28 protein-coding genes and 1 tRNA gene are annotated in these 26,276 nt (G+C 71.0%); 18 read left to right on the top strand and 11 right to left on the bottom strand.

Annotated features, from left to right (window positions below):
• Window positions 1-4 precede the first annotated feature (4 nt).
• Window positions 5-352: a DUF6507 family protein gene (locus C892_RS0104160; protein ID WP_017556195.1), complete on the bottom strand. Its 348-nt coding sequence runs from the start codon at window positions 350-352 to the stop codon at window positions 5-7.
• Between the two features lie 560 nt (window positions 353-912).
• On the opposite strand from C892_RS0104160, the gene C892_RS0104165 reads away from it, so the two are divergent.
• From C892_RS0104165 to C892_RS0104185, 5 genes are all read left to right on the top strand, one after another.
• The gene (locus tag C892_RS0104165) at window positions 913-1,242 is read left to right on the top strand and encodes a WXG100 family type VII secretion target (protein WP_017556196.1); all 330 of its coding nucleotides are present in this window, start codon (window positions 913-915) and stop codon (window positions 1,240-1,242) included.
• A 58-nt stretch (window positions 1,243-1,300) separates the two neighbouring features.
• Window positions 1,301-1,606, top strand: a complete 306-nt coding sequence (locus C892_RS0104170) for a pore-forming ESAT-6 family protein (RefSeq protein ID WP_017538647.1) — start codon at window positions 1,301-1,303, stop codon at window positions 1,604-1,606.
• Between the two features lie 138 nt (window positions 1,607-1,744).
• A complete protein-coding gene (locus C892_RS0104175; protein ID WP_017556197.1) occupies window positions 1,745-2,716 on the top strand; it encodes a TNT domain-containing protein in 972 nt (323 codons plus the stop codon).
• Between the two features lie 48 nt (window positions 2,717-2,764).
• Complete coding sequence (gene eccD, locus C892_RS0104180) at window positions 2,765-4,090, top strand: type VII secretion integral membrane protein EccD (protein WP_017556198.1); 1,326 nt, start codon at window positions 2,765-2,767, stop codon at window positions 4,088-4,090.
• Window positions 4,091-4,115: 25 nt separating this feature from the next.
• The gene (locus tag C892_RS0104185) at window positions 4,116-5,039 is read left to right on the top strand and encodes a MinD/ParA family ATP-binding protein (RefSeq protein ID WP_017556199.1); all 924 of its coding nucleotides are present in this window, start codon (window positions 4,116-4,118) and stop codon (window positions 5,037-5,039) included.
• A 722-nt stretch (window positions 5,040-5,761) separates the two neighbouring features.
• Here the strand turns inward: C892_RS0104185 and C892_RS0104190 are convergent.
• Window positions 5,762-7,333 (bottom strand): TROVE domain-containing protein, encoded by a 1,572-nt coding sequence (locus C892_RS0104190; protein WP_017556200.1) that lies wholly within the window; start codon window positions 7,331-7,333, stop codon window positions 5,762-5,764.
• A 110-nt stretch (window positions 7,334-7,443) separates the two neighbouring features.
• Window positions 7,444-7,514: transfer RNA gene (locus C892_RS0104195), tRNA-OTHER, on the bottom strand.
• 608 nt (window positions 7,515-8,122) lie between these two features.
• On the opposite strand from C892_RS0104195, the gene C892_RS0104200 reads away from it, so the two are divergent.
• On the top strand, window positions 8,123-8,512 hold the full coding sequence (locus C892_RS0104200) for a hypothetical protein (RefSeq protein WP_017556201.1): 390 nt from the start codon (window positions 8,123-8,125) through the stop codon (window positions 8,510-8,512).
• A gap of 11 nt (window positions 8,513-8,523) precedes the next feature.
• Here C892_RS0104200 and C892_RS0104205 read toward each other — a convergent pair whose 3' ends face one another.
• A complete protein-coding gene (locus C892_RS0104205; protein WP_017556202.1) occupies window positions 8,524-9,042 on the bottom strand; it encodes a GNAT family N-acetyltransferase in 519 nt (172 codons plus the stop codon).
• Window positions 9,043-9,107: 65 nt separating this feature from the next.
• Window positions 9,108-9,575, bottom strand: coding sequence for a MarR family winged helix-turn-helix transcriptional regulator (locus C892_RS0104210; protein ID WP_017556203.1), 468 nt, complete (start codon window positions 9,573-9,575; stop codon window positions 9,108-9,110).
• A 191-nt stretch (window positions 9,576-9,766) separates the two neighbouring features.
• On the opposite strand from C892_RS0104210, the gene C892_RS0104215 reads away from it, so the two are divergent.
• Window positions 9,767-10,969 carry an MFS transporter gene (locus tag C892_RS0104215; protein WP_017556204.1) on the top strand — a complete coding sequence of 401 codons (1,203 nt, stop codon included), beginning with the start codon at window positions 9,767-9,769 and terminating at the stop codon, window positions 10,967-10,969.
• Here C892_RS0104215 and C892_RS0104220 read toward each other — a convergent pair.
• The 3 genes from C892_RS0104220 to C892_RS0104230 all read right to left on the bottom strand — a co-directional run bounded on the left by C892_RS0104220 (window position 10,920) and on the right by C892_RS0104230 (window position 12,884).
• Window positions 10,920-11,987: a glycerophosphodiester phosphodiesterase gene (locus C892_RS0104220; protein WP_017556205.1), complete on the bottom strand. Its 1,068-nt coding sequence runs from the start codon at window positions 11,985-11,987 to the stop codon at window positions 10,920-10,922. The genes C892_RS0104215 and C892_RS0104220 overlap by 50 nt on opposite strands.
• A gap of 157 nt (window positions 11,988-12,144) precedes the next feature.
• A complete protein-coding gene (locus C892_RS0104225) occupies window positions 12,145-12,417 on the bottom strand; it encodes a hypothetical protein (protein WP_017556206.1) in 273 nt (90 codons plus the stop codon).
• Window positions 12,414-12,884 carry a hypothetical protein gene (locus C892_RS0104230; RefSeq protein WP_017556207.1) on the bottom strand — a complete coding sequence of 157 codons (471 nt, stop codon included), beginning with the start codon at window positions 12,882-12,884 and terminating at the stop codon, window positions 12,414-12,416. Before C892_RS0104230 ends, C892_RS0104225 begins: the two co-directional genes overlap by 4 nt.
• 265 nt (window positions 12,885-13,149) lie before the next feature.
• Between C892_RS0104230 and C892_RS0104235 the strand changes: the two genes are divergently transcribed.
• The 5 genes from C892_RS0104235 (at window position 13,150) to C892_RS0104250 (ending at window position 16,359) form a co-directional block, all read left to right on the top strand.
• Window positions 13,150-14,013 (top strand): helix-turn-helix domain-containing protein, encoded by an 864-nt coding sequence (locus C892_RS0104235; RefSeq protein WP_083932597.1) that lies wholly within the window; start codon window positions 13,150-13,152, stop codon window positions 14,011-14,013.
• A 19-nt stretch (window positions 14,014-14,032) separates the two neighbouring features.
• Window positions 14,033-14,215, top strand: a complete 183-nt coding sequence (locus C892_RS30345; RefSeq protein WP_338040827.1) for a DUF397 domain-containing protein — start codon at window positions 14,033-14,035, stop codon at window positions 14,213-14,215.
• Between the two features lie 65 nt (window positions 14,216-14,280).
• The gene (locus C892_RS0104240) at window positions 14,281-14,484 is read left to right on the top strand and encodes a DUF397 domain-containing protein (RefSeq protein WP_017538633.1); all 204 of its coding nucleotides are present in this window, start codon (window positions 14,281-14,283) and stop codon (window positions 14,482-14,484) included.
• Window positions 14,485-14,739: 255 nt separating this feature from the next.
• Window positions 14,740-15,684, top strand: coding sequence for a hypothetical protein (locus tag C892_RS29915; protein WP_026124130.1), 945 nt, complete (start codon window positions 14,740-14,742; stop codon window positions 15,682-15,684).
• A gap of 63 nt (window positions 15,685-15,747) precedes the next feature.
• Window positions 15,748-16,359, top strand: a complete 612-nt coding sequence (locus C892_RS0104250) for a hypothetical protein (protein WP_239647253.1) — start codon at window positions 15,748-15,750, stop codon at window positions 16,357-16,359.
• A gap of 19 nt (window positions 16,360-16,378) precedes the next feature.
• Here the strand turns inward: C892_RS0104250 and C892_RS0104255 are convergent, their stop codons facing one another.
• The 3 genes from C892_RS0104255 to C892_RS0104265 form a co-directional block, all read right to left on the bottom strand.
• On the bottom strand, window positions 16,379-17,968 hold the full coding sequence (locus C892_RS0104255; protein ID WP_017556209.1) for an RDD family protein: 1,590 nt from the start codon (window positions 17,966-17,968) through the stop codon (window positions 16,379-16,381).
• A 9-nt stretch (window positions 17,969-17,977) separates the two neighbouring features.
• Complete coding sequence (locus tag C892_RS0104260) at window positions 17,978-19,315, bottom strand: ATP-binding protein (protein WP_017556210.1); 1,338 nt, start codon at window positions 19,313-19,315, stop codon at window positions 17,978-17,980.
• 76 nt (window positions 19,316-19,391) lie between these two features.
• A complete protein-coding gene (locus tag C892_RS0104265; protein ID WP_017556211.1) occupies window positions 19,392-20,399 on the bottom strand; it encodes a phosphatidylinositol-specific phospholipase C in 1,008 nt (335 codons plus the stop codon).
• 139 nt (window positions 20,400-20,538) lie between these two features.
• On the opposite strand from C892_RS0104265, the gene C892_RS0104270 reads away from it, so the two are divergent.
• From C892_RS0104270 to C892_RS0104295, 6 genes are all read left to right on the top strand, one after another.
• Complete coding sequence (locus C892_RS0104270) at window positions 20,539-21,198, top strand: RDD family protein (RefSeq protein WP_017556212.1); 660 nt, start codon at window positions 20,539-20,541, stop codon at window positions 21,196-21,198.
• Window positions 21,199-21,494: 296 nt separating this feature from the next.
• Complete coding sequence (urtA, locus tag C892_RS0104275) at window positions 21,495-22,703, top strand: urea ABC transporter substrate-binding protein (protein WP_017556213.1); 1,209 nt, start codon at window positions 21,495-21,497, stop codon at window positions 22,701-22,703.
• A gap of 40 nt (window positions 22,704-22,743) precedes the next feature.
• Entirely contained in the window at window positions 22,744-23,628 is an 885-nt protein-coding gene (gene urtB, locus C892_RS0104280) for an urea ABC transporter permease subunit UrtB (RefSeq protein WP_017556214.1), read from the top strand.
• Window positions 23,625-24,761, top strand: coding sequence for an urea ABC transporter permease subunit UrtC (urtC, locus tag C892_RS0104285; protein WP_017556215.1), 1,137 nt, complete (start codon window positions 23,625-23,627; stop codon window positions 24,759-24,761). The genes urtB and urtC overlap by 4 nt, the downstream gene beginning before the upstream one ends.
• Window positions 24,758-25,555, top strand: a complete 798-nt coding sequence (urtD, locus tag C892_RS28565; protein WP_017556216.1) for an urea ABC transporter ATP-binding protein UrtD — start codon at window positions 24,758-24,760, stop codon at window positions 25,553-25,555. The genes urtC and urtD overlap by 4 nt, the downstream gene beginning before the upstream one ends.
• Entirely contained in the window at window positions 25,548-26,240 is a 693-nt protein-coding gene (locus C892_RS0104295) for an ATP-binding cassette domain-containing protein (RefSeq protein WP_017556217.1), read from the top strand. Before urtD ends, C892_RS0104295 begins: the two co-directional genes overlap by 8 nt.
• The last annotated feature ends 36 nt before the right edge of the window (window positions 26,241-26,276 follow it).

Raw genomic sequence — 26,276 nt, forward strand, 5'->3', positions numbered from 1 at the left:
CCTTCTAGTGTTCCTCGAGCCCGATGTCACCGACTCCAGAGACTCGTCCCTGAGCGCGTTCGGCCATCTCGATGTCACCGTTCAAGTACGCCTGCACGGCTTGGCTGCATCCGACGGACGCACTTACCGTCTTCGAGAACATCAGCTGGCTCTGGCTACTGAAGTGCTGAAAATACTCGCTGAGAGCGACCTCCACGATCCCGCTGCCGGCGGCAGTCGTGGCTTCACCGAGGGAGCTGAACCCGCCGTTCGTTGATCCGGCAAGCCCGTCACCCGTGCCGTCTCCGAGGATCGTCCCGATTTTCCCGAGTATTTCGCCGACTCCGGCGGAGTCGATGTCCCATCCGCTCATCGTTCTTCCTCCGTTCCACTGGCCACGCTGTCTCGGCGCTGGTCTGTTCGCGGCCGACTGAACCGGTTCGCACGGAAACCGTTCGGCGGTTGTTCGCGACCTGTCCGACCGGTTTCGGCCATCTCCGCCTGGTACTGCACCACCCGGGCATCGAGCTGCGCCAGTGACGACCTGAGTGTGCTCAGCGTGGCGTTTATGCTGCGCATGGCCTGTTCCTGTGTGTCAGGAGGGGGCGCCGCCTGGGGGGTTCCCGCTCGGTCGTCCCCTGCAGGTCGCTCCTCTGGCTCAAGAGAAGCGGGAGAGGTCGCCTGAACGTGGTCGTCGTCCGGCTCCACCAGCTCAAACTTCATCCCAGTACTCCCCGTTGCCGCCTGGACGCGGCGGATGCTCCCGACTGTCCCGTGGGGCGCATTATGCCTATGCTTGACCACGAAAGGTGAGGGCTCCCCTACGCGATGAGGGATGTCCGAAACCGTCTGCAACCGGTGGGGCACTCGGTGCGTCCAAGCCGGTTGGTCCCGTCAGGTGCGATAGAGACGAACTGGGGAGCGAGCGAACAGATGTCACGTTGGGACGTCGGCGATCAGACGCTGACCACGCTGGCCAGCCGGACCTCCACCTCCGGTGACGAGCTCAGCGGGCTGATCCAGCAGCTGATCTCCGCTGCCGAGCCGCTGGCCGGGAAGTTCAACGGTGCCGGCAAGGCCGCCTTCGACTCCTTCAAGGCCCGCTCGGAGCAGATCACCGCGGACCTGAACGCCGGGCTCGGCTCCATTAACGAGGGCCAGCGCGGGATGGACAGTGCGTTCCGCACCGGGTCGCAGACCATGGCCGACGACGCCGGACGGAACATGTCCACGGCCAACTTCGACGCCGCCAAGTTCAAGTAGGCGCCCCCGGCCCCGAACACGATCAGCGGCCCCGACCCCGGCTTAGGAGCACCACCGCATGAGCGGTAACGGACGCAACAGCTACGACATGGGCGCCTCCGCCGAGGCGCAGGGCAACATCCACGCCGTGATGAGCCGTCTCGAGCAGATCATCGGCGACCGCGACACCGACGTCTCCAACGCGATGGCCGACTTCGAGGCCACCGGTGTCTCCGACGAGTACAGCGCCAAAGAGCTCAAGTGGCACAACGCCGCCAACGAGGTCCGCGAGATCATCCGGCTCGTGCGCACCACCCTGGAAGAGAACGACGGCACCGCGCAGAACGCCCTCAGCCGCGCGAACTCCGCCGTCCAGTCCATCTAAGGCCCCTACGGCGTCCGTCCTCAGGCGCCGCAGGGGCGGGGCCCGCGCTCGTCCCCTCCGGATCGTCTCTGTCACGGCCTTCCGCTACGGTGCGGGAGGCCGTCCTGCTCGTAGAGAAGAACAGAAGGAACTCCCCTCGTGGCGCGCGACTACGACAGCCAACTCCTGGAGTCCATCGCGGTGCGCCGCAAGCGGCTCCGGGAGGCCGTCGTCTTCGGCCCGCACCGCAGCAGGCGCCGCCTCGACGAGCACATCACCAAGCTGGTCGCCGGCCTGGTCCTGACCGCCGTCGGCTGCGCCGGTTCGGTCGGCTGGTCCTACCTGCAGAGCCACCTGGAGTCGCAGGAGGAGGAACAGGCCCAGGCCGAGGCCGGTCCCCCCGCGGTCGGATCCGCCCCCTTCCCCGCCGACTGGGTCGGCAGCGAGGTCTCCTTCGACATGCTCCGCACCGAGCTGGACGACGCCGGCGTCCCCCCGGACATGTACGTCCTGCCGGGCGACGAACGCCCCGACCCCGGCGAGGTCGACTCCTACTTCCTCTTCACCCAAGAAGAGGAGGGATACATCTCCGCAGGAATCGTCGAATACGAGCAGGGCCGCACCGGCCTGGAGTTCACCTCCGAGGACGAGGCCGCGCGCTGGCTCTTCCAAGAGCTGGTGATCCTCGACTCCGCCCCGCGGCCCCTCTCAGGGCAGGAGCGGCAGGAGGCTCGAGAGCTCGACGACCAGCTGCTCACCTCCGCTGAAGAGAGCCTGTCCGGCGGAGGGGAGTCGGCGAAGGTCACCTTGGAGCGGGGACAGCTCGTCGACGCCTACGGGCACGAGAGCGGATCGCTCCTGTTCCCCGACGGCCTTGCGTTCGAGGAGCGCGGACTGCCGGAGTTCGTCCGGGCCGCCGAAGGTTCCGAGGCCTACCACCGATACCGTGTCACCTACCCGTTCCAGGTCTCAGCGTCGCACTCTCCGCGCTCGGAGGACGGCCCCGGCGGCGGGCTCCGCTTCCGGATCGACCCCGGCGGCTTCACCGAACCCCCCGAGCTGCCGAGCATCCGCTGGCTCCTCCGCAACGGCTACTTGGAGCGCGTCGAGGCCGAAGACGTGCCGGACTGACGCCGTCCGCCCCCGCCCGACCGATGACGACAGTGGAGAAGGACCGCGATGACCACGTGGAGCCGCGTGACGCTCGTGGGCGAGCGCCGCAGGGTCGACGCCGTCCTGCCGGCCGACGAGCCGATCGGCGCGCTCATGCCGGACGTCCTGCGCATGCTGGGCGACGCCCCCGACGGCCCCGCCCTGCCCCGGCACCTCAGCACGGTCGGCGGTGACCTCCTCGAAGGCGGGACTTCACTGGCGGAACGCGGTATCTCCGACGGCGCCGTCCTGCGCCTCATCCGGTCCGACGACCCGGTGCCCGCCCCGATCGTCCATGAAGTCCCCGAGGCGGTGGGGAGCGCCCTAGAAGAGCACCCTTCCTATTGGTCGCCGACGGCCGCGAGGTGGACGGCGACGGTCGCGGTCGTCGCCCTCTTCAGCGGCACGGGGCTCCTCTTCCAGAGCGCGCTTCCCGATGGTGCCGCCGTCGCAGCGGCCGCCGTCATGGCCGGGCTGCTGCTCGGGGCGGGGGCGATTCTGGGCCCTGCATGGAAGGAGTCCCTGGGCACGGCCTTGACGCTGGGCGGCGCCCCGCTGGGCATGCTCGCGTCGTGGGCCGGAGCGAACCACTTCGGCCTCCCCGGATGGGCCGGGTGGGCGCTCCCCGCCGTCGTCGCCTCGCTGGCCCTGCTGCTGCTGGGGCTCACGTCGCGTCTCGGGCGCGGAGGGATCGTCGGCGGCACCGCCGCACTGGGCCTGTCCCTGCTGTGGATCGCCTGCTTCGCGTTCGGTCTGGACTTCGCCGAGGCGTCCGCCCTGGCGGCGGTCGCGTGTGTCGTCGCCGTGAACGTCGTGCTCCGCGCCGCCCTCGCCTTCTCCGGCCTGACGGTGCTCGACGACCGCCGCGCCGGAGGCGAGGAGGTCGCCCGCGAGGACGTCCGGACGACGCTGGCCGGGGCCCACCGGAGCATGGTCGTCACGGTCGCCGCGGTCGGCGTGAGCGCCGGGGCGGCCGGCTACGGCCTGTCGACCGCCCCGTCCCCCTGGACCATGGTGCTCGCCGCCCTGCTGGCGGTCGTCCTCGCCAGCCGCTCACGGATGTTCCCCCTCGTCACGGAGAAGGCGCCGCTGCTCGCGGCCGCCGTCGCGGCCGTGATCGCCCTCGCCGCCGCACTGACCGCGGCCGTACCGTGGGCGCCGCTGCCGGGGCTGGCGCTGCTCCTGGCCGCCCTGGTCATCCCGGTCGTCGTGCTGGCCGCCGAGCCCGCCGAGCACACGCGCGCCATGCTCCGCCGCAACGCCGGCCGCCTCGAAGCGGTGGCCGTGGTCGTCTGCGTCCCGGTCGCCATCGGGGCGCTCGGCACCTATGAACGCCTGCTGGCCACGTTCTGAGCGAGGTTCGAGGAAGGAGGCAGCCGTGAACACCCGAACCGACGCCCGGTCCGACTCGGATCGCCGGCCCGTCACCCGGCCGGGCCGCCATGGCGACCCGCTGCTCCGCCGCATCGGCCGGGGGCTGGCGCTGCCGTTCCTCCCTTCGGACCACACACGCGGCTTCCTTGAGACCGGCGAGGCCCTGCAGCGGGCCATCACCACGGGCCGGAGGATCGTGGTCACCCGCCCGCGCGCGGGCGCGGACGAGGCCACGGTGACGGCGCTGCTCGCGTCGGTCTTCGCGCACTACCGCCACGACCGGGTGCTGACGCTGGACATCACGCCCGGGTCGAACTCCCTGGCGCGCAGGCTGGGCGTGACGCCGTCGTCGTCGCTCGGTGAGGTCGCCCGGAAGCGTGTCTCCGCCTCCTCCTTCGAGGAGCTGGCGCCGCACCTGGCCCATGTGCGGGACCGGCTGTGGATGCTTCCGGCCGTGCACAGCGGCCCTGAGGCGACCTCGCTCGACGCCGGCGCCTTCCAGGAGACCCTCCTTCCCATCACGCGCTACTTCGGGGTCACGCTCATCGACCGCGGTGCCGACGTCTTCGACGGGTTCAACCGGGCCGCCCAGGCGAGCGCCCACGCGCATGTGCTCGTGGCCCCGGCCACGGCCCAGGGCGCCGCCGACATCGGCCGGGGGTTCGATTGGATGACGACTCAGGGGGACGCGTCCCTGCCGAAGCGGATCGTCGTGGTCCTGGTGGAGCAGTCCCCCGACGAGGATCCGCGCTTCGACCACGAGGGCGCCGCCGAGGTGCTGCGCAAAAGCGGGGCCGAGGTCGTGCGCGTCGGCTACGACAGACACCTCGCCCACACGGACGGTCTGGAGCCCCGCCGCCTGTCCGCGTCCACACATGCGGCGGCGACCCGGATCGCCCTTGAGGCGCTGAAGAGGGCCGCACGATGACGAACACTCCTCCGCCGGGGAACCCCGGACCGCCCCAGAACGGGAACCCGTCCGGACCTCAGCGTCCTCAGCAGCGACCACCTGGGCCGCCCGGGCCCGCGGGCACGCAGCCGCCGAGAAGGCCGGAGGCGCGGCCCCAGGAGGCCCCGCCTCAGCAGCCGCTCCGCCCACCACAGGGGCACGGCCGACCGTCTGCACCGCCACCGAGTGCCGCCGGAGGCCTGCCTGGACGCACGACGGATCCGGCTCCCGCGCGCCCAACGGTCGTCGCCGGCTCGGATGCCGCGCGCGCTTTCCTCGAAGGCCCGAGCGGCCCCCAGCCCCCCGCCGACGATGAGAAGGCCGACCGAAAGAAGAAGGAGAAGCGGGAGCGGAAGGCAAGGCGGGAGGCCGAACCGAAGCCGAAGAAGTCCAAGGCCAAGGCCAAGAAGGAGCCCAAGGAACGGGCGACCGAACCACCCGCTCAGGAGAACGCCGTCCCGTCCCCGAGTCGCGGCCCGGCGGGCTTGGCAGGGGGATATGAGGAGCAGCTGACCGCCCTGGCCGAACTCCCGTCCAACCGCCTCGCCCGAAGCGCGGTGCGCACCTTCCGGAAGGTCACGCAGAGAAGGGGCTGAGGCGGGCCGAGTACACCCGTCGCATGCGATGTCACCACTCTCGATTTGCGGAGGGGGCATCGGCCGCCCCGAAAGACGGGGCGGCCTTCACTGCTCCCGCGAGGATCAGCGGCTCTCCCACGGCCAATTCGCGGTCCGGCCCGCCTCGATCAGGGGGATCATCCTGAAGGCCGCGTCGCTGAGCCCCCCGAAGACGTGCCGGTTGCCCTCACCCGAAGGACCGTGGCCGTGCTCGTAGCCGGCGAGGTTCCAGGTGTACACCGGGACGGACTCCGGCACCTGCCGGGTCGGCTCTTCTCCCCGGTACCCGCCCCACGCCTGCTCGTCGGTGACGATGACGACCCGGTCGTGGCCGCGGAAGTGCGACCGCACCGCAGCGGCGGTGTCGGTGCCGCCCATGTCGCCGAACCGCTCCGTGACACGCAGCAGCGCCGCACCGGGCTCCAGGCGCACCTGCCGGGACCCGGTGCCGAACTCCACCAGGTCGGCGTCCGCGCACCGCATCGCCAGCGCCGCGCCGAACACCGCCGCGGCGTCCGCGCGGTTCAGGTCGGACCGGGCGGACAGGGGAGCCCGCATCGAGACGGACCGGTCCACGAGGACGAGGGTGCTCCCCTCCAGCCGGGGCACGTTGGCCAGTGAGGCCTGCAGCGCCTTCTCCAGGGCCTGGCCCCATCGCAGGGACGGGGCGGCCCGGAATGCGGACAGGAACCGCATGGGCAGCTGGCGGGAGCGCTTCACCCGAACGGGGTCGGCGAGCGTGTCGGCGACCTGCTCGGCGACCGCGTCGCTCACTCCGGCCCGGTCGAAGTTGCGGAGGTTGCGCAGCAGCGCCATGTACACCATGGAGGGAATGAGCGCCTCCCACAGCCGGGCCTTGTCGACCCTGTCACCGGCCAGCGACAGCGCCGTCTCCCACGTCATTCCGGCCTTGCGCAGCTCCTCGGCGTCCATCAGCGCCATCGGGTCGGCACCGGCCCGGTCCCGCAGCTCGGCATTGCGGACCAGGACGTCCAGACGCTCGGGGATCGGAGCATCCGGACGGTGGCGCCGGTCGATGGCGTACTTGAACAGCTCTCCCATCCAGGGCGCACCGAGCGCCGGGGGCGGGTGTACGAGCTCCAGCACGTCGCCGAAGCGGAAGCCGCGGCTGTCGGTGTCGTACTTCAGCAGGGTCCGCTCGTTGTACACGCGGGGAACCGCGTCGGCGATGCCGCGCTTGACGGGCTTGGGGATGGCGCGCCCGAAGTGGGACGTCCAATAGGCCAGTGCCTCTCCGGGCTCGTCGGCGCGCATCAGGGCCGCGTCGACCATCTGGCGGGAGTGGCCGTGGGCGCCCGCGTCCACGCGCGCCTTGGCCCCCTCCAGAGCGGCCACGAGCGCGGCCGAGCGCATGTTCCCCTCCTTGCGCAGCCACCGGACCATGCCGGTCAGCCACTGGGGGTCCTCGACGGCGACCTGATGGACCAGGCCGCGGAAGCGCGCGTCGCGGCCGCCGGCCGCTTCGTAGAAGGTGTTCTCGCCGACCATGTTGGTCACGGCCAGCAGGAACAGCTCGGACCGGGCGTCACGCGCGTATCCGGGGGCGCCCTCATGGGTGCGCCCGGACGGGGCCTGATCGGAGGTGACGGGGCCACGGCCGGAGGGGCGACTTTCGGGCCGATTGAACGTGGCCATGGTCGGGGACTCCTTCTGTACCGGGAGGAGTCTCGAACCAGAAGGGTGCACCCGAGATCAAGGTCGACGGCGGGCACAAAAGCGCTCTACCAATTGAGCTACACCGGCGGTGCCGGTGACAGGACTCGAACCTGCGACCACTCGATTTTCAGTCGAAGTAACCGCTGTCTGCGCACCGGGCGCACCCCTCTGCATCCGCTCCTGCCGAGATCACTGCCGACGACGGTCTTCCCCGCTGAGAAGCGAGTTGACAGGCCATGGCGAGCCCGCGTGATTTCACACCAGAAGTATCCGTCGCCTTCACACCGGGAGGACGTGGAACACGCTACCGGCGTATTCCATGGATGGAAAGTGATTTTTCCTGGGCGTCTTGCGCCCCGTCCCGGCGCTCGGGGACGCATGTCGTCCGGCCGGAAGTGGCCTCTTCACCTGGACCCGATCAGGCGGCTGTGCGAGTGACGGGGTGATGACGGTAAGTTCGTGCGTCGGTCATCCGACCCCCATCATTGTTAGGACACCATGAATCCCTATCCTCCTGGCCAGGCTCCCTCGGGTGGGCAGCAGAGGTGGCAGCAGGGAGCGCATCCTCCTGTGCAACCGCAGGCGGGACCGCCTCACGGGCCGCCTGGGCATCCTTCTCCCGGGCCCTACCAGAACCCCGGGGGACATCCCCAGGCCGCCCAGGCCGCTCCGGCGCCTCCTTACGGTGCCGGCTATCAGGCTCCCCCGCCCGGGGCGTATCCGTACGGGCCCTATGTCCAGCCCTATACGAAGGCCAGGCCGGGCTCTGTGACCGCGCTCAGGGTCTTCATCTTCATCTTTGCGGGCTTCTCGACCCTCTTCACCCTGATCTTCACGGGACTGGTGGTCACAGGGTTCTTCGTCGCCGATCCTGATGAGGAGGGGTTCCTGGTCCTCTTCGGGGTGCTCGCCATCGTCTTCGCCGTAATGAGCACCTGGCAGTTCTTCCTCGGCGCGAAGGCGGCGACCCCTAAGCTGTGGGTGATGTGGGCCATCATCCTGACCTACAGTCTGACCGCTCTCGTCGGGGTCCTCAGCTTCCTGTCGAACCTGGCCGCCGATACCGGGAATCAGCCGGCCCTCTTCCCGCTCATGGTCTCCATCGCCATGATCGCCGGAGCCGGCGCCAACAAGTCCTTCTACTCCGGCCGGCACTGATAACCCGGCCTCTACACCGCCTCCGGGTTGAGCGCCTGGAAGAGGACGTGGTCCTGCCATTCGCCGGCGATCTTCAGGTAGTGCGGTGCGACCCCGAACGGGGTGAATCCGTTGCGCCGCAGTACGCGCTGGGAGCCGGTGTTGTGCAGCAGGGTCTCGGCCTGGAGGCGGTGCAGGTCCAAGGGGCCGAAGGCGTACCGCTTGACCTCGGCGACCGCGGCCGTCGCCAGCCCCCTGCCGTTGTGGCTCTTGGAGACCCAGTAGCCGATGGCCGCGGACTGGAACGCCCCGCGGATGATGCCGTTGATGTTGATCCGGCCGACCACCGACCCGTCGTCGGCCAGGATCGCGAACGGGGCCCCGGCCCCCGACGTGTAGGCCCTCAGGGCCTCCTCGATCTGTTCGCGCTGCCCCTCGGGTGTGAAGTAGCGATCGTCCCTGAGGGCGTCCCACGGCCGCATGAACTCTCGGTTCTCCGTCAGGCACTCGGCCAGGGCCGGGGCGTCCTCAGGGGTGAGGAGTCGCGTCACTCTTCTCATGGGGGATGATCCTCTCTCAGTCCGCTCCCCCGGGAGATGCGCCCCTCGGCCTCCTGTCAGATTCCGGTGCGGTGCGTGCGCAGGGCGTGCACAAGAGGCGCCAGCTCGGGATTCTTCTCGGCCGCGTCCAAGACCTCTTCAAGGGCCGATTCGTTGGTCGGCCTGGCCTCGGCCAGGAGCGACCGTCCCTTGTCGGTGATCGCCGTGTAGATCCCGCGCCTGTCGTTCGGGCAGATCACCCGTTCCAGTAGTCCTCGGTCCTCCAAGCGATTGACGAGGCGGGTCGTCGCGCTCTGGCTCAGCACGACCGCCTCCGACACCTCGTTCATCCGCATCTTCGACCCGCTCCGGTCGCTCAGCGCCGCCATGACCGAGAACTCGCGCACGCTCAGCCCGTGGCCGGCCTGGAGGGCCTTCTCGACATGCGTCTCGATGGTCCCGTGCAGGAGCGACAGCGCGCACCACCCCTGCGCGAGTCCCGCCCCGCCGCTCCTCGGGGCCTCTTCCACGGCGTCGGTGCCCATCGCCTGCCTCCTGCGCGCTCACTGCCCGCCCCCAGGGTAGCTCCGGCTGCAACTGACCGCGTGGGGACAGAAGAGGCGTAAGCATATAATGCGCGTGATCATATAGCCCGCGCTTGCAAGTAGTCCGCGCGTGCATCTAATGTCGGCGCATGCCTTCTCCACACCGCCCTCGCACCGGAGGGACGGCGGCCATGCCGCTCGCCCTCTGGGCGCTCGCCATCGGCGCCTTCGGGATCGGGACCACCGAGTTCGTGGTCACCGGCCTCCTGCCCGGGATCGCCGCCGAGTTCGGGGTCTCCGTCTCCACCGCCGGCCACATGGCGACCGTCTACGCCACCGGCGTCTTCCTCGGCGCCCCCGTCACCACCGCCCTGGGGACGCGCTTCGGCCGCAAGCCGATGCTCGCCGCCCTGATGGTCCTGTTCGTGGTGGGCAACCTGCTCACCGCCCTGGCCCCCGCGTTCGGCCTGCTCCTGGCCGGCCGCGTCGTCGCCTCGCTCACCCACGGCGCGTTCTTCGGCATCGGCGCCGTGGTCGCCGCCGACCTGGTCGCCCCGCAGCGGAAAGCCGCCGCGATCGCGTTCATGTTCACCGGCCTCACCCTGGCCAACGTGGTCGGCGTGCCCTCCGGGACGTTCCTCGGCCAGCACCTGGGCTGGCGGGCCACCTTCGGCGCCATCGCCCTGCTCGGCGTCGTCGGCCTCGCGGGCGTGCTCGCCCTGATCCCCCGGATCCCGCGCCCTCAGGGCGCCCGACTGATGCCCGAGATCGCCGCCCTGCGCAGCCCGCAGGTCGTGCTCGCCATGGCGATGACCGTCCTGGGCTTCGGGGGCGTGTTCGTGTCGATCACTTACATCGCCCCCATGCTCACCGAGGTGGCGGGCTTCAGACCCTCCAGCGTCACCTGGGTCCTGATCGCGTTCGGCGTCGGAATGGTGGTCGGCAACACCGTCGGCGGCCGTCTGGCGGACAAGGCCCTGATGCCGCTGCTGTTCACATCGCTCACCGCGCTGAGCCTCACCCTCTTCGGGTTCACCTGGGGCGCGCACAGCATGGCGGCCTCGGTCGTATTCGTGTTCCTGATCGGCGTCTTCGGCTTCGCAACCGTGCCGCCCCTGCAGAAGCGCGTCATGGACAAGGCCTCAGGCGCCCCGACCCTGGCCTCCGCCGTCAACATCGGCTTCTTCAACCTGGGCAACGCCATCGGCGCCTGGCTCGGCGGATTCGTCATCGACCTGGGGTTCGGCTACACGTCCCCCAACTGGGCCGGCGCCCTGCTGCCGGCGAGCGCGCTCGTGCTCGCCGCCGTCTCGGCGCGCATGGACCGCGCCGAGGCCGCCGGGGTCACGGGCGGGGCCAGGGCCGCGGTCCCGGATACCGCTTCGGCAGCTTGAAGCCCCGGTCCGCCATGACCTCCCGCAGCCGGTCCGGGTAGTCGGTGATCAGCCCGTCCACGCCGTCGTCGATGAGCTTGTGCATGGTCGCCTCGTCGTCCACGGTCCACGGGATCACCTCGATGCCGCGCCCATGCGCCCGCTCCACCATCTCCTCGGTCACGTAGGGCTCGTAGTCCGGGTCGTCCACCGTCCCGTCCTGCGGGAACCCGTGCACCGGGGAGAAGGCGTCCGCGCCGAAGGAGTCGACGGCGGCGACGGGGTCCCCGCCGAAGTCGTCGATGTCGATCCCGCCCAGCCACGGGGAGGCCCCCGGCTCCCCCGTCTCAAGGAAGTCATGGTTGGTGAGCGCAACGAGCGGCAGGCGCGGCTCGACCTCGTGCATGCGCATCAGCGCGCCCCAGTCGAAGCTCTGGATCGTCACCTGGCGGAGCATGCGGGCCGACCGCACCTCGGAGGCGACCACCTGGACGAACTCCTCCCGGGGTGCGGTCTCCTCCGGGGCGCCCGCCTCGACCTTGGTCTCGACGTTGAGCTTGACCTTGTAGGCCCGGTAGCGGTGCACGAGGTCGAAGACCTCGCTCAGCAGCGGCATCCGTGCGCCCGGAACAGCGCGCTGGTCCGGGAACCGCGGGAGCGTCTGGGAGCCGCAGTCGAGCGTCCTCACCTGCTCCAGGGTCAGGTCCTTGATGTAGCGCCCGACGTACGGGTAGAGGGGATCGTCCGGGTAGGCGGGTCCGGTGTCCAGGCACTTGGCGGCGCTGATCTGCCGGTCGTGCGTGACGACCGCCTCCCCGTCCTTGGTGATCTGCACGTCGAGCTCCAGCGTGGTCACGCCGAGCCGAAGGGCGTTCTCGAAGGCGGGCAGGGTGCTCTCCACGACGAGCCCCAGGCCGCCGCGGTGGGCCTGGAGGTCGAGATGGCGGTGGGAGGCAGGAGCGGCGTGGGCCGCGGCGGGGACGGAGAGGGCCGCCGCCGACACGAAGGCGGTCGCGGCCGCGAGGAGGCGTGGGTACATGGGGCACATGTTCGGCGGGGCGCACGACCGACGCATGGGCCTTCGGTGAAGGGGGACTGAAGTCCCGGCGACCGCCCGCGGGGCCCTCCTTCGGGGAGGGCCCCGCTCTGGGCTGTGGCGGGTGGGGTCTGCAGGTGTCTGTCGGGGTCGGGCGGGGTCACGGGCTCGCTCGGCGCATGAGGGTCCGGGCGATGCGGGCCGCACAGGCCAGGTGCTGGACGTAGTCGTGCTGGACGTCGCGGTCCGGCGCGCTGCGGTCGAGCACGATCTCGGTGGTCGGGGAGAGCGTGAGGGTGATCCGGTCGCCGTTCTCCTCGATGCGGATCTGGTCCGGGCTGAGCCGGGACAGGCTTCGGTGCCCGCCGGAATCGGGAGCAGGGTCGGATCCGGGGGCGGGCTCGGGGCCGGAGCCGGACGGGCGGGCGGTCATCGCGGCCCTCCCGAAAGTCCGGCGGGGCCGGTGGGCAGGGCGGGCTTCGGGGCGAGCAGGTCGCCGGGCGGGCGGGGCCTGCCGGAGGGCAGGGCCGGACCGTTCACCGCGCCCACAGCCCGAGCGCCGGTCACAGCGGTGGCAGCGGTGGCGCGGTTGGGCGTGGCCTTGGGGCCGGTGGCGCGCGGGCGCAGGTAGGCGCGGGCGTGGCCGGGCGGGGTGAACTCGCTCAGGGCGAAATCCAGGGCCTCGATGTCGGTGGCGGCCAGGGTGGTGTCCTCTTCGGCACGGTGGTGGGCCTGGTAGGGGGCGCGGTCGGCGGGCTCGTAGGTCAGGCGCCACAGGGCGCGGTGGCGCACGGCGGCCTCGCAGAACCGGGCGTAGTCCGGGACGGCGAGCGGGGCGGTGTAGGGGCGCGGGCGCGCGTGCCGGGGGCCGGTGCACCGGGGCCAGGGGCGTCGGCACACGCGGGGGCGGGGTGTAGCGCCGGGCCTGGGCGACGGCCGCTTCCAGTCGCGCGACCTGGCAGGGCTTTCCCCGACGGCCGATCAGCGCAAAGAGCGCAACGAGAGCACGGTAGATGACGGACATGGGACGACTCCCTCGTATGGGCCGCCGAAGCGACCAGAAGGTTACCGTTGACCTCACACAGTAATCGCAAACTGCGATTTTGTGGAGCGTTGACAGCAAATTCTTTCAAGTTGAGCTGTAGGCCAGCGCTACCATCGGGACATGCCACGCCTCCCGACTCCAAGCCCCACCGTGCGCAAGCGGCGACTCGCGGCCGAGCTGCGACGACTCCGCGAACAGGCGAACATGACCGGCCAAGCTGCCGCGAAGGAGCTGGGGTGGCAACACAGCAAGCTCACACGGATCGAGAAGGCTGATCAGGGCGTCAGACTGGACGACCTTGAACAGCTGATGGACTTGTACTCCGTGCACGACGGCTCACTGCGCGACGGTCTCCTCCAGCTTGCACGCGACGCCAAGCAACGCGGCTGGTGGGCCGATTATCGCGATGTCTTCAGCCCCGGCGCACTGCCCGATTTCGAGGCAGAGGCGTCAACCATCAGGTGCTTCGAAGCACAGGTAGTCCCTGGCCTCTTCCAGACGCCGCGCTACATCGAAGCGATCTTCCGTGGTGGGGCAGCACACGCCCCTGAGGTGATCCAGCGGCATGTGCAGGCCCGGCTCGAACGACAGCGAATAATCGAAGGCGTCCACCCCGCGAAGGTAGACGCAGTGATCGATGAAGGTGCGCTTCGGCGCCTCGTCGGCGGGCCCGACGTCATGTCCGAACAGCTACAGCACCTTCTCAACCTCGCACCACGCCCCAACATCGACATTCGCGTGCTGCCGTTCAGCGCGGGCGCTCATGCTGCTGTGCTCGGTTCGTTCATCATCCTGGAGTTCGAGGATCCCCTGGACCCGGCTCTCGCCTTTACTGAGGGTGTAGGAACTAGACTTATCGTCGAAGAAGCGCACCAACTGGACAGATACACCGAGGTATACGGTCACCTGCTGGGGGCTGCGCTGCGCCCCGACCCTTCGATCGAGTTCATCCAGAAGCTGATGGAAGAGACCGTCCAGACCTAGAGAGTCCCAAGTGGTACCCGTGGAGACACTGCACTTCCGCAAGTCCAGTTACAGCGGCAACGCCGAAGCATGCGTCGAAGTGGCTACCGCGCCAGCGACCACGGCCGTCCGAGACAGTAAGCACCCCGACCAGGGTCATCTCTCCTTCATGAGTGCAGAGTGGCACGCCTTCCTAGCAGGAACCAGACGCGACCAGCTCTGATGGGGTCTGCTTGGAGAAGATCGTCCGCCTCGAGTGGACGCGTTGAAGCGCGAGGGTTCCTAACCATGCCTCCGCTGCCCACATCCAACGATCTCGTCTTCAAGAAGAGCAGCTACAGCAGCTCACACGGCCAGAACTGCGTCGAGGTCGCCGACCTCCCTCAAGCGAGCGCGGTCCGCGACAGCAAGCACCGAGAGGCCGGCCACCTCATGTTCGCTGTCGCCGAGTGGCACGCCTTCCTCGAAGGCATCAAACATGATCGGCTCTAACGGCTTCCAGGAAGCATGACGCCTCGCAGAGCCTCGCCCCGACGGGTCCCACCGCCGGGGCTTCTGCGTCTCAGGGGTGTCCGACACCAGGCCTAAGGCACTGACGATCCGCGCGCCTCCACCCCCCTGTAGCAACGAACCCGCAGGTCACCGTCCTATGCGGGAGACGAGTCGCCCATTTTCCGTTACCGAACACCTACTCCCTGTATTATCCCGAGCCTCTCGGTTTCCCCTCACCACTTCTCGGGACCTCCCATGGACGACGACCGTGCCGCCCATCCCCCTGAAGACCGTCCCGCGCCCCGGAAGCAGCAGAACCACGGCTCGCACAACGACGGCAACCTCATTCAGGCGGGCGACATCTACGGCGACGTCTACTTAGCGCCGCCCAAGGCCCGGCGGACACCGCGCAGACGCCTGGTCACCGCGATCGTGATCGGGCTGGCCCTCCTCACCGCGAGCACGGCCGCCGCCCTCACCGCCGTCCGGCTCGCCCCTCGACTGCACTGGTCGGGCGAAGGAACCACGGCCGACGCCGGTCCCGCCGGGCCCTCCGGGGAGGCCGAACCGTCGCCCACGCCGTCACCGCCCGCACCCACGCCCGACCCGTCGGCCGGCACCGACGCGTCCGCGGTCGCGTCCCCCGAGGCCTCCCCGGATCAGGCCGACGAAGGCGAGCCCTCCGCCGAACTTCCCCCGGACGCCATGGAGAACACCACCGCCGCGGCCGGCGAGGTCGACGCCTCCATCACCGCGTGCAGCTCCCCCCGGACGATCGGCCGCGTGGACTGGTGGACCTGCATCCGCGACGCCGACACGCACCTCGAACACTTCGTCCGCCTGGAGAACGGCGGCGACGGCGCGATCGAACTCAAGGCCCGCCTTGAGCGCCACAACGCCGGCGACGGCTTCACCGACTGCCCCGACGGATGGTCGGCGGACGCGGGGATCCCGTTGACCGTCCCCACCGGAACCCCCGTGGAGACGACCGCCGGCTGCACCTCCCAGAAGGCCGCCTACGCCTTCCAGACGCTCGCCCAGGTCTCCCTACCGGACGCCGTCTGGGGGTACCGGGGGATGTCACCGACGCTCCATCTCAACGACGAGGGGGAGACCACCTTCGGGGCGCGAGTGGTCGCCGGTCGGCCGCATCCGGTCGCGAGGCCGCCCCACGGCCGCGGAGTCGGCGACCACAGATAGATTCGGACCGGCCACGTTCCAGATCCGCCATTGCCGGAAGTACTGCCAGAAAGGGACGAGCACGTGCAGCCCCCTCCCCCGCACCAGCCGCCCGGCGGCGGCTATGAGCCGCTCCACCCCGGCAGCGGACACGCGCCCCCGCCGCCGCCCGGGTACGCCCCTCCCCCTCCCCCTGGGTACGGGCTGCCTCCCGGCGTCCAGTACGGCCCCGGATACGCGCCTCCCGGAAACCCCTACGCGTCCTCGTACGGCCATCCGCCGATGAAGAAGCGCCCCGGGGCGGTGACGGCGATCCGGGTGTTCGTGTTCATCAGCGCGGGATTCGCCTATCTGATCGGCCTGATCCTCACCGGCATGGCGACCGGGGCCCTGCTCTCGCCGGACGTCGCCGCCGACCTCGACATGGAGGGGTCCGCGCGCGGGCTCGTGTTGGGCTTCGGGCTGGTGATCGTGACGATCGGCGGGCTCATGACCTGGTTGGGCGTCAGAGCGGGGCGCCCCGGCAAGGGCATCATGTGGACCATCGTGGTCCTCTACTCGATCTCGGCCTTCTTCAACCTGATCACCCTCAGCCTCGTCGGGTTCGGGGTGGCGGTCCTCATCATCGTGCTCGCCGTGAGCGGGAACGGCCGGGCCTTCTACGAAGGCCGCTGGGGCCCCTGGTACCACTCCTAGGCCGGGGAGGCGCCGCGGACTATGCCCGCACCACCCAGGTCCCGGCCATCTGGTCCTTGAGCGACCGGAAGTAGGGCCTGTCCTTGAGCAGGAACGCCGCATCGACCGCGAGCCCGAGGCCCAGGACGGCCCCGAAGCCGAGCGCCAGCCCCGTCCGGACCGCCGCCGCCCTCCTCGTCGGCGGCTCCGCCGTCTCCGGATCCACGACCCGGATCCCCGCAGCCCACTTGCCGACGGTCTGCCCCGTACGGGCCGTCGGCAGCCAGAAGTAGCCGACCGGCGTCGCCAGGACCCCGAGGACGACGAGGGTCGAACCGGTGTACAGCGCGGCAGGCCCCTGCGGGATCGGGGTCAGCTGCACCGCGATCACCAGGCAGGTCGCCAGCGCCAGGTAGACCAGCAGGCACGCCAGGGCGACCATGGTCCCGTCGAGCACCAGCGCCCAGAGGCGCCGGACCGGCGGCGCCGGGAGCGGGGCCTGGTCCGGCCGGCCCCAGCCGGGCACGGGCTCGGCCCCGCCTTCGGAGAACGCGTCCCCGTCCACGGTGCGCGCCAGGACGATCTCGCACGCCAGCGCCCCGATGAACACCAGCAGCGGCACGCCGGACCAGGACGGCGGCGTCCACCCGATCGCCGACGCGGACACCGGCACCAGCGCGAAGGCCGCCGCCCACGGCACGCCCGCCCGGCGCCGGAGGAGGGACCTCCGGAACTCCACGGGGATCCGCCCCAGGTAGACGAAGGCCCCCGCGGTCAGCGCCGTGGCGATCCCCGCGACCACGGTCCGCGTCCAGAAGAGCGCGGAGGAGTCGGACTCCCCCGACGACGGATCGAAGGCGATCAGCGCCATCACCGCCGACATGGCGGCGATCACCACCGAGGCCGCCACCACGGCGCGGGTGGTCTTGCGGCAGAGGACGTAGGCGAAGCGGACCACCCGGGAGTCCCCGGGCTCCAAGGCGAGGACGGCCCGCAGGGAGCGGAGGGCCCGGATCCTCCGGTGGCGTTTGAGGTCGATCTCGGCGAGGTTGCGCAGGGCCTGGGTCCGGTCCGGGTTCAGCCGGAGCGCTTCGCGGAAGTGGGGGACCGCGGACGCGTCGTCCCCCAGCCATCGCAGGAGGACGCCGCACTGCACCTGCACCCAGGGGTCCTCCGGGGCCAGCTCGACCGCACGCTGGAGCGCGGCACGGGCCTGCGCGGGAAAGTGGCCGGAGTTCGGGAAGCGTTTGCGCCAGCAGTCCGCGAGGGAGGAGGCGACGATGATGTGCCCGCGCACGGAATCGGGGTCGATCCTGAGGACGGCCGCCCCCGCCGCATAGGCCTCGAAGGCCCTCCCTGCGTCCCTGATCGAGAACCCCAGGCGGACGTAAGCCTCCTGGTTGTCCCCGTTCAGGGCGATCGCCCTCTGGGCGGATTCGATGGCCTCCTGGTGGGCGCCCAGGTTCGCCTGGGCCCACGCCCTGAGCGTCCAGAGGGCGTCCGATTCAGGATGGGAGGCCAAGCCCCGCTCGGTGAGCTTCAGCGCCTCCTCGGGCTTGCCCATGTCCAGGCGCATATCGGCCCGGCGCAGCAGTTCGCCGAGGCCGGTTCCCGGGTCGGTGACGGACATCGGCCGCGGTCACCTGCGCGAACGGTTGCTGCGGATGTACGCGGCGAGCTCGTCGTAGGCACCGTCCGCCGACCCGAACTCGACCATGTTCCGCGCGGTCTCCATCCACGGACCTGTGGACGGGCGCAGCTCGCCGAGCACGGCGCGGAAGTCGTCCATGACGATCGGCCGCACCCTGCCCGCGCGGGCCGACTCCAGCAGCGCGCGCTCGGCCGCGCTCTCCACCAGGTGGCTGATGTCCGCGCCGGAGAACCCGTCCATGTGCTTGGCGATCTTCCGGGCGTCGATGTCCGAGGAAGGCCGCTCCTTCAGCTCCATCCCGACGATCGACGCGCGCGCTTCGGCGTCCGGCGGGGGCACGAAGAGCATGCGGTCCAGGCGGCCGGGACGCTTGAGGGCACTGTCGATGTCCCACGGGTGGTTGGTGGCGGCCAGGAAGAAGACGCCCTCGTTGTCGTCCTCCACCGAGTCCAGTTCCGTCAGCAGCTGGGTGACGACCGGGCGCAGCCAGGACGCCATGTTGCCGCGCCGCCCGCCCATGGCGTCGAGCTCGTCCATGAACACCACGCAGGGGCTGTACTGCCGCGCCTGGCGGAAGAGCGCCTGGACGTTGCGCGAGCTCTTGCCGTCGAGGATGTCGGCGACCGACACGTAGAGGAAGCGCGCCCCCATCTCGCCGGCGATGGCGCGGGCGATGTAGGTCTTCCCGCACCCCGGGGGCCCGTAGAGCAGGAGGCCGCCCCGCAGGCTCTTGGAGAACGCCTTGCGCAGCTCCTCATTGCGCATCGGCATCAGGAAGGCCGCGTTGATCCGCTCCTTGACCTTCTCCATCCCGGCCACGTCGGCGAGGGTGATCTTCTCGCGCTCGGTCGGAAAGTCGTCGTCGTCCAAGGGGTCGGGGACCTCCGGGTCCCACGCCCCCGGTCGCGCCGCCCCCGTGCCGCGCGCCTTGCCGGCTCCGTCGTCTCCGTCGGCTCCGTCGGCTCCGTCGTCGCGCACGAGGGTCGCCGTGCCGCCGCCCTCGGAGAACCCGAAGCCGTGGCCGCCCGCCGGCTCGGGCCCCACCTCGGCGAGCGGTTCCGGGATGGGGGCGGGTTCCGGGGCGGGTTCCGGTGCGGTCGGCGCCGCGGGCGCGGCCGGGGTGCCCAGTGCCCTGCCCATCAGCGCCTTCGCCTTCTCCGAGGCCGGGTCCTGCTGGAGCGCGGTGGCGATGTGCGGGATCGCCGCCGCCGTGTCGCCCCCGTCGAGGAGGAGCTCGGCCAAGTGCAGGCGCAGGACGGGATCGGAGGGCGTCGCCTCCACCACTGCGGAGATGCTGGCGACGAGCTGCTCGCGGGACGAGTCCACGGGTGACCTCTCGAAGGGGGCGGGGGCCGTATGGCGGAGGAAGTCTACCGGCGGGAGAGCGCCCCGATTCAGGCGGTCACGACCGCTGTGCCGCCGCCGTCCGGTTGTGGCCGATGACCGCGCCGATGAGCTCCTGGTCGGGGAAGTCCGCCATCACCACCCCCGTGCGCGGAAGCGTCCCCTCGGCCGCGCTCCGGCTCAGGTAGGGCCGCGCGTGGTCGTTCACGCCGCGGAAGCCCGGGCCGCCGGTCGCCACCTCCCGCGGGTTGGCCCACGGCGCGCCCGACCCGCTGAGGTGGTTGATGTACAGCGTCTCCGGGGCCCCGTCGGCGGTCCTCTCGAAGTGGCTCCGCGCCTTCTCCCACTTGTCCGGGATGTCGAAGAGCGTCGGCACCCGGTAGTCGTCCTGGATGTCGGTGGATGCGCCGCCCCAGCGGATCCCGTACCCCTTGCCGGCGTCGAAGTCCTGCAGGATGACGATCTTGCCGCGCACCTCCCCCAGGTCCGGAACGCGCTCGCCGCCTGAGGGGCGCCACAGGTGATCGGCCAGGAGCGGGGCCGTTTCCGGGTCCGACTCGATGTAGTGGTCGAGGGTCTCTTCGTAGGTGCGGGTGTTCTCCTCCTCGGTGTGCTCCTTCTTCAGGCGCATGAGCACCGTCTCGGTCGGATGCTCGCTCAGGAACGCCGCCGTGTCGGTCACCACGTCGGTGAAGTTGAGGTGCAGGTACTCGGCGCCGTGGTGGATGGGGAAGGCGTCGCGGTAGTGCCGCGTCCGGACGTCGAGCGCGCGCACCCCCGACTCCAGTTGCCGGCTCAGCTCCATGTCCTGGGTGCGGCTCCACACCGTCCCGGTCCAGGCCCCCGTGTCGTGCGTGCCGGGAACCGACAGGGAGGCGAGCGAGGCGCCGTCGGGCAGCCCGGCCATCCAGTCGGCGGTCGACGCCTCGGCCGTCCCCGCGGCACCGCTCTCGACCGGGGCGCCTCGGGCCTCGGCGGTCGCGGGCGGGATCAGGAGGGCGGCGGTGAGGGAGGCGGTGACGGAGGTGACGAGTAGGGTCCTCAGACCGATACGCGTGAAAGGCATGGGGGGGAGCGCCCTCCGGGCCCGGTGTCGGAAAAGAGCACGGTGAGCCTGTCACAGACGCGTGGGGACCGTAAGGCCCAAATGCGACAATGGCAGGACCTCCATCCCATGACTCCTCAAGAAGAGAGCGACCCTGCTCATGGAACCTTCTCCCCAGCAGCCGCAACCCCCCTATGGGCAGCAGCCCTACCCGGGCCAGCAGTACCCGCAGCAGCCCGGGTACGGACAGCAGGGCTATGGCCAGCAGGGGTACGGCTACCAGGGCTACGACCAGAACCAGTACCAGCAGGGCGGCTACTACCAGCAGGGGTACGTGTACCCCGGGCAGGAGACGCTGCCGCCCGGGACCGTCGCCGCCGACAAGGGCAAGCGCATCGCCGCGGCCATCATCGACGGTCTCGTCGTGGGGCTCGTCGCGATGGCGATCATGTTCGTGATCGGCATTCTCCCCATGATCGCCATGGGCGCCTCCGCGGAGGCCAACGGCGGGGACCCGTCCGGCATCCTCATCGCTCTGGGCATCATCGGGATGCTCGTCGGATACGCCCAGATGTTCTTCACGCCGTTCATCTACAAGGCGCTGGCCGAGTCCAAGCGCGGCGCCACCATCGGCAAGCGCGCCATGAGGCTCCGCGTCATCGACCTGCAGACGCTCGGCAACCCCCAGAAGGGCAAGTCCTTCCTGCGGGCGCTGATCTACTTCCTGCTGGGCTGGATCAGCTGCCTGTGGATCCTGTTCGACCCGCGCGAGCAGGCGCTGCACGACAAGGCCGGCAACACGGCGGTCATCGCCGCATAGCCCGCGGCGCACAGCCCGCCCGGCGCGCCGGGGACCGGGCTCTCAGCCGCCCCGCGGTCCGCTCTTGAACACGCCGTACCTTCCAGGCCCTGACCGACAGGACCCCACAGACCGCCCTGCCCCCGCAGTCCCCTCGGGCCCGCGCTTCCGAGCGCGGGCCCGACCTGTTTCCGCGCCCTTCCCCGGGCCCGTTCCGGTGGAAACCGGCGCGTAACGGAGGCGCCCTTCCCGGGAAACAGCCCGCGTCCACACTCCCCGGAGCAGGGGGCGACGGACCGGAAGAGGGAAGGAGAACGGTGCGAAGACGAACGTTCCTGGCGGCCGCCCTGGCCGGGGCCGGGACGGCGCTGGCGGGCGGATGCGCCCCCGCGGGGCCCACGGCCACGGACCGCACGGTGCGGGTGGGCATGCTCCACTCGCTCTCCGGAACCATGGCCATCAGCGAGGTCACCGTGCGCGACGCGGTCCTGCTGGCCGTGGAGCGGATCAACGCCGCCGGCGGGGTCCTCGGGCGGCGGATCACCCCGGTCGTGGAGGACGGCGCCTCCGACGAGGTCACCTTCGCCGACAAGGCCCGCAAGCTGCTGATGCGCGACCGCGTCGCCGCGGTGTTCGGCGGGTGGACCTCGGCGTCCCGCAAGGCGATGCTCCCGGTGTTCGAGGCCGAGGACGGGCTGCTGTTCTACCCGGTGCAGTACGAGGGCATGGAGTCCTCCCCCAACATCGTCTACACCGGCGCCACCACCAACCAGCAGATCGTCCCCGCCCTCGACTACCTGCGCGACCAAGGGCACACGCGGATCCACCTGGTGGGCAGCGACTACGTCTTCCCGCGCACCGCCAACCGCGTCATCACCGCCTACGCCCAGGCGCACGGCATCGAGATCACCGGGACCGACTACACACCGCTCGGGCACACCGAGTACACCACCATCACGGCCAAGATCTCCCGCGCGCGCCCCGACGCGGTGTTCAACACCCTCAACGGCGACTCCAACGTCGCCTTCTTCAAACAGCTGCGCTCCAGCGGCATCACCGCCGACGACATGCCGGTGCTCAGCGTCAGCGTCGCCGAGGAGGAGGTCGGCGGCATCGGTCCGCAGGTCCTGGACGGCCACCTCGTGGCATGGAACTACTTCCAGACCACCGACACCTCCCGGAACCAGGACTTCGTGCGGGCCTTCAGGGACGAGTACGGGGCGCGACGCGTCACCTCGGACCCGATGCAGTCCGCGTACAACGGCGTGCACATGTGGGCGGCCGCCGCGGAGGCGGCCGGGGGGTTCGGCACCGACGAGGTGCGCGCCGCAGCGGCCGGCCTGACCCTCGACGCCCCTGAGGGGCCGATCACCTTCGACGCCGAGTCCCAGCACCTGTCCAAGACCGCGCGCGTGGGCCGGATCGGCCGCGACGGCGCCATCACCGAGGTGTGGAACTCGGGCGGCCCCATCACCCCCGACCCCTACCTGGCCGGATACGACTGGGCGGCGCCGATCCGCCCCTGACGGCCCCCGCCTTTCCCTGGCCCCCTGGAAGAAGGGACGCATGGACGCCCTACTCGCGCAGCTACCGATCGCCGCGGCCGTCGGCGCGGTCCTGCTGCTGGCCGCCCTCGGCCTGAACTTCACGTTCGGGCAGATGGGCGTGATCAACATGGCGCACGGAGAGTTCCTGATGGTGGGCGCCTACACCGCGTTCGCCCTGCAGGCCTGGGCCGGGCTCGGCGGCGGCGCCGTGCTCCTGGCTCTGCCGGCCGCCTTCGCCCTCACCGCGCTGATGGGCCTGGCCCTGGAGCGCGGGCTCATCCGGCACTTCTACGGGCGGCCCCTGGACACCCTGCTGCTCACCTTCGGGGTGAGCCTGGTGCTCCAGCAGCTGGCCCGGGACGTGTTCGGCGCGCCCAACGTGGACGTGACCGCACCGGCCTGGCTGGCCGGCGGCACCCGGGTGCTCGGCGTGTGGCTGCACCACTCGCGGCTGTTCATCATCGCCCTGGCGGCGCTGGCGGTCGTCGCGATCGCCCTGTACATCGGGCGCTCGCGCTCGGGACGGTACATGCGCGCCGTGCTGCACGACCGCGACCTGGCCGCGGTCTCGGGCATCCCGGTGGGCCGGGTGGACGCGGCGACCTTCGCGGTCGGGTCCGGCCTGGCCGGGGTGGCCGGGGTCGCGCTGGCGCTCATCGGCCCGATCGGCCCGTCGATCGGCACCTCCTACATCGTCGACGCGTTCCTGGTGGTCGTGGTCGGCGGGCTGGGCAGCCTGCGCGGAGCGGTCGTCGCGGCGTTCGGGCTCGGCGCGCTCAACGCCTACAGCGAGCTGTGGACCGACGCCAGTCTGGCCAAGGTGGTCGTCTTCGCCGCGATCATCGCGTTCCTTCAGGCCCGGCCGCAGGGCCTGTTCTCCGTCAGAACGAGGGCACTGGCATGACCGCCGCGCACCCGACCGGACCGACCGGGGCACAGGCGCCCCCGCACGAGCCGACCGGCCCCGCCGACCCTTCCGCGCCCGCCGCGCGCGCTCGGAGCCTCGGGGGCGTCCCGCCCACACTGGCGATCGGCATCGCCGCCGCCGTGGCCCTGGCCGTGATGCCGCTGCTGCTGAGCGAGTTCCGGCTCGGCCTGCTGACCCGCTACCTCTGCTACGCCATCGTCGCCGTCGGCATCGCCGTGGCCTGGGGGCGGGGAGGGATGCTCACCCTGGGACACGGGGTCTTCTTCGGCCTGGGCGCCTATGCGATGGCCGCGCACATGACCCTGGCCGACACACCGGAGGGCTCCCTCCCCGAGTTCATGGTGTGGAACGGGATCGATTCCCTCCCCGCCCTGTGGGTGCCGTTCCAGAGCCTCGCAGCCACCCTGGTCGTCGTGGCCCTCCTGCCCGGCGCCATCGCCGCGCTGCTCGGGTGGGCGGTGTTCCGGCGCCGCGTCCGGGGCGCCTACTTCGCCATCCTCAACCAGGCGCTGGCGGCCGCCTTCGCGATCCTGCTCATCGGCCAGCAGCACCTCACCGGCGGCTCTTCGGGCCTGACCGACCTGCCGACCCTCGCCGGGGCCGACCTGACCACCGGGGCCGCCCGGACCGGCCTCTACTTCGTGGTGGCCGGCTTCCTGCTGGCGGTGTGGGCGGCCTACGCGCGGGTGATGGACTCCCGGTACGGGGCGCTGCTGATCGCGGTCCGCGACTCGGAGGAGCGCGTCCGCTTCCTCGGCTACGACCCCATCTGGGTCAAGACCTCCGCCTACGCCCTGTCGGCGGTCGCCGCCGGGATCGCGGGTGCGCTGTTCGTGCCCGCGACGGGCATCATCACCCCCGCGCTCGTCGGGGTGATCCCCTCCATCCAGCTGGTGCTCATGGCGGCCCTGGGCGGCCGCCACTCCCTGACCGGCGCCGCGATCGGCGCCATCGCCCTCGGCGCCGCGGAGACCGCGTTCTCGGAGAGCTTCGCCGGAGGCTGGCTCTACCTCCAGGGCGCGCTGTTCGTCGCGGTGATCGCCCTGGCGCCGCGCGGCCTGGCCGGGCTCGCCGAATCCCTCGTGCCCCTCGTGAGGAGAAACCGATGACCGCGCTACTCACCGTGTCCGGACTCACCGTCTCCTTCGGCTCCTTCACCGCCCTCGACGGGGTCGACCTGGCCGTGGAGGAGAAGGAGCTGCGATTCCTCATCGGCCCCAACGGGGCCGGCAAGACCACCCTGATCGACGTCGTCACCGGCCGGACCCGTCCCACGGCGGGCACCGTGCGCTTCGGCGGGGCGGACGTGACGGTCCTGGCCGAGCACAAGGCGGTGCGGGCGGGCATCGGCCGCACCTTCCAGACCGCCGCCGTGTTCGACGCGCTCACCGTGGCCGACAACGTCGACCTGGCCGCCTCGTTCCGGCTGGCCCCGCACCGGCTGCTCCGGCGGCGCGACCGGTCGGCGGTGCCCGAGGCCCTGGAACGGGTCGGCATGGCCGACCTGGCCGACCGCAGGGCCGGGGAGCTGTCGCACGGGCGGCGCCAGTGGCTGGAGATCGCCATGCTGCTGGCGCAGCGGCCCCGGCTGCTGCTCCTCGACGAGCCGGTGGCCGGGATGAGCGCCGCCGAGCGCGAGCGCACCGGGGAGCTGCTCGGGGAGATCGCTCAGGACACCACGGTGCTGGTGGTCGAGCACGACATGGAGTTCCTGCGGCGGCACGCCCGCACGGTGACCGTGCTGCACGAGGGCCGGGTGCTGACCGAGGGGACCCTGGAGGAGGTACGGGCCGACGAGCGGGTGGCCGAGGTGTACCTGGGCCGGTCCGCCGCAGAGCGGGACGGGGAGCAGCACACCGGGGTACGGGGAGCCGCGGACGTCAAGGAGACCGCCGATGCTTGAGGTCGAGGAGGTCTGCGCCGGCTACGGACGCTCCCAGGTGCTGTTCGACGTCTCGGTGCACGCCGAGCGCGGGGCGGTCACCTGTGTGATGGGGCGCAACGGGGTCGGCAAGACGACGCTGCTGAACACGGTCGCGGGCCTGCTTCCGGCCATGTCGGGGCGCATCGCCCTGGACGGCGGGGACGTCACGCGGTCCCGCCCGCACCGCAGGGTCCGGGCGGGCATCGGATACGCCCCTCAGGGGCACGGGACGTTCGCCCCTTTGAGCGTCGCCGAGAACATCGCCGTAGCGCGCGAGGCCGCAGGACGGGCGGGACCCGAGGCAGTGGAGGAGGCGCTGGAGCTCTTCCCCCGCCTGCGGCCCCTGCTCGACCGGCGTGCGGGCCTCCTGTCCGGGGGCCAGGCCCAGCAGCTGGCCATCACCCGCGCGCTGGTGACCGACCCGAAGGTGCTGGTGCTCGACGAGCCGACCGAGGGCATCCAGCCGTCGATCGTGGCCGAGATCGAGGGGGTGATCCGCAAGGTCGCCGATCGCGGGGTGGCGGTGCTGCTGGTGGAGCAGTACATGGACGTGGCTCTGCGCCTGGCCGACGAGGTGGCGGTGATCGACGCCGGGCGCGTGGTGCACGCGGGCCCCCGCGCGTCCCTGGAGGACGGGGAGGCGCGGAGACTCATCGCGATCTGAGGCGGGGCAAGGCACGCGGGGGACGTGGCCCGCCCT

It is taken from the genome of Nocardiopsis baichengensis YIM 90130 (genome assembly GCF_000341205.1).
GTDB lineage: Bacteria > Actinomycetota > Actinomycetes > Streptosporangiales > Streptosporangiaceae > Nocardiopsis_A > Nocardiopsis_A halophila.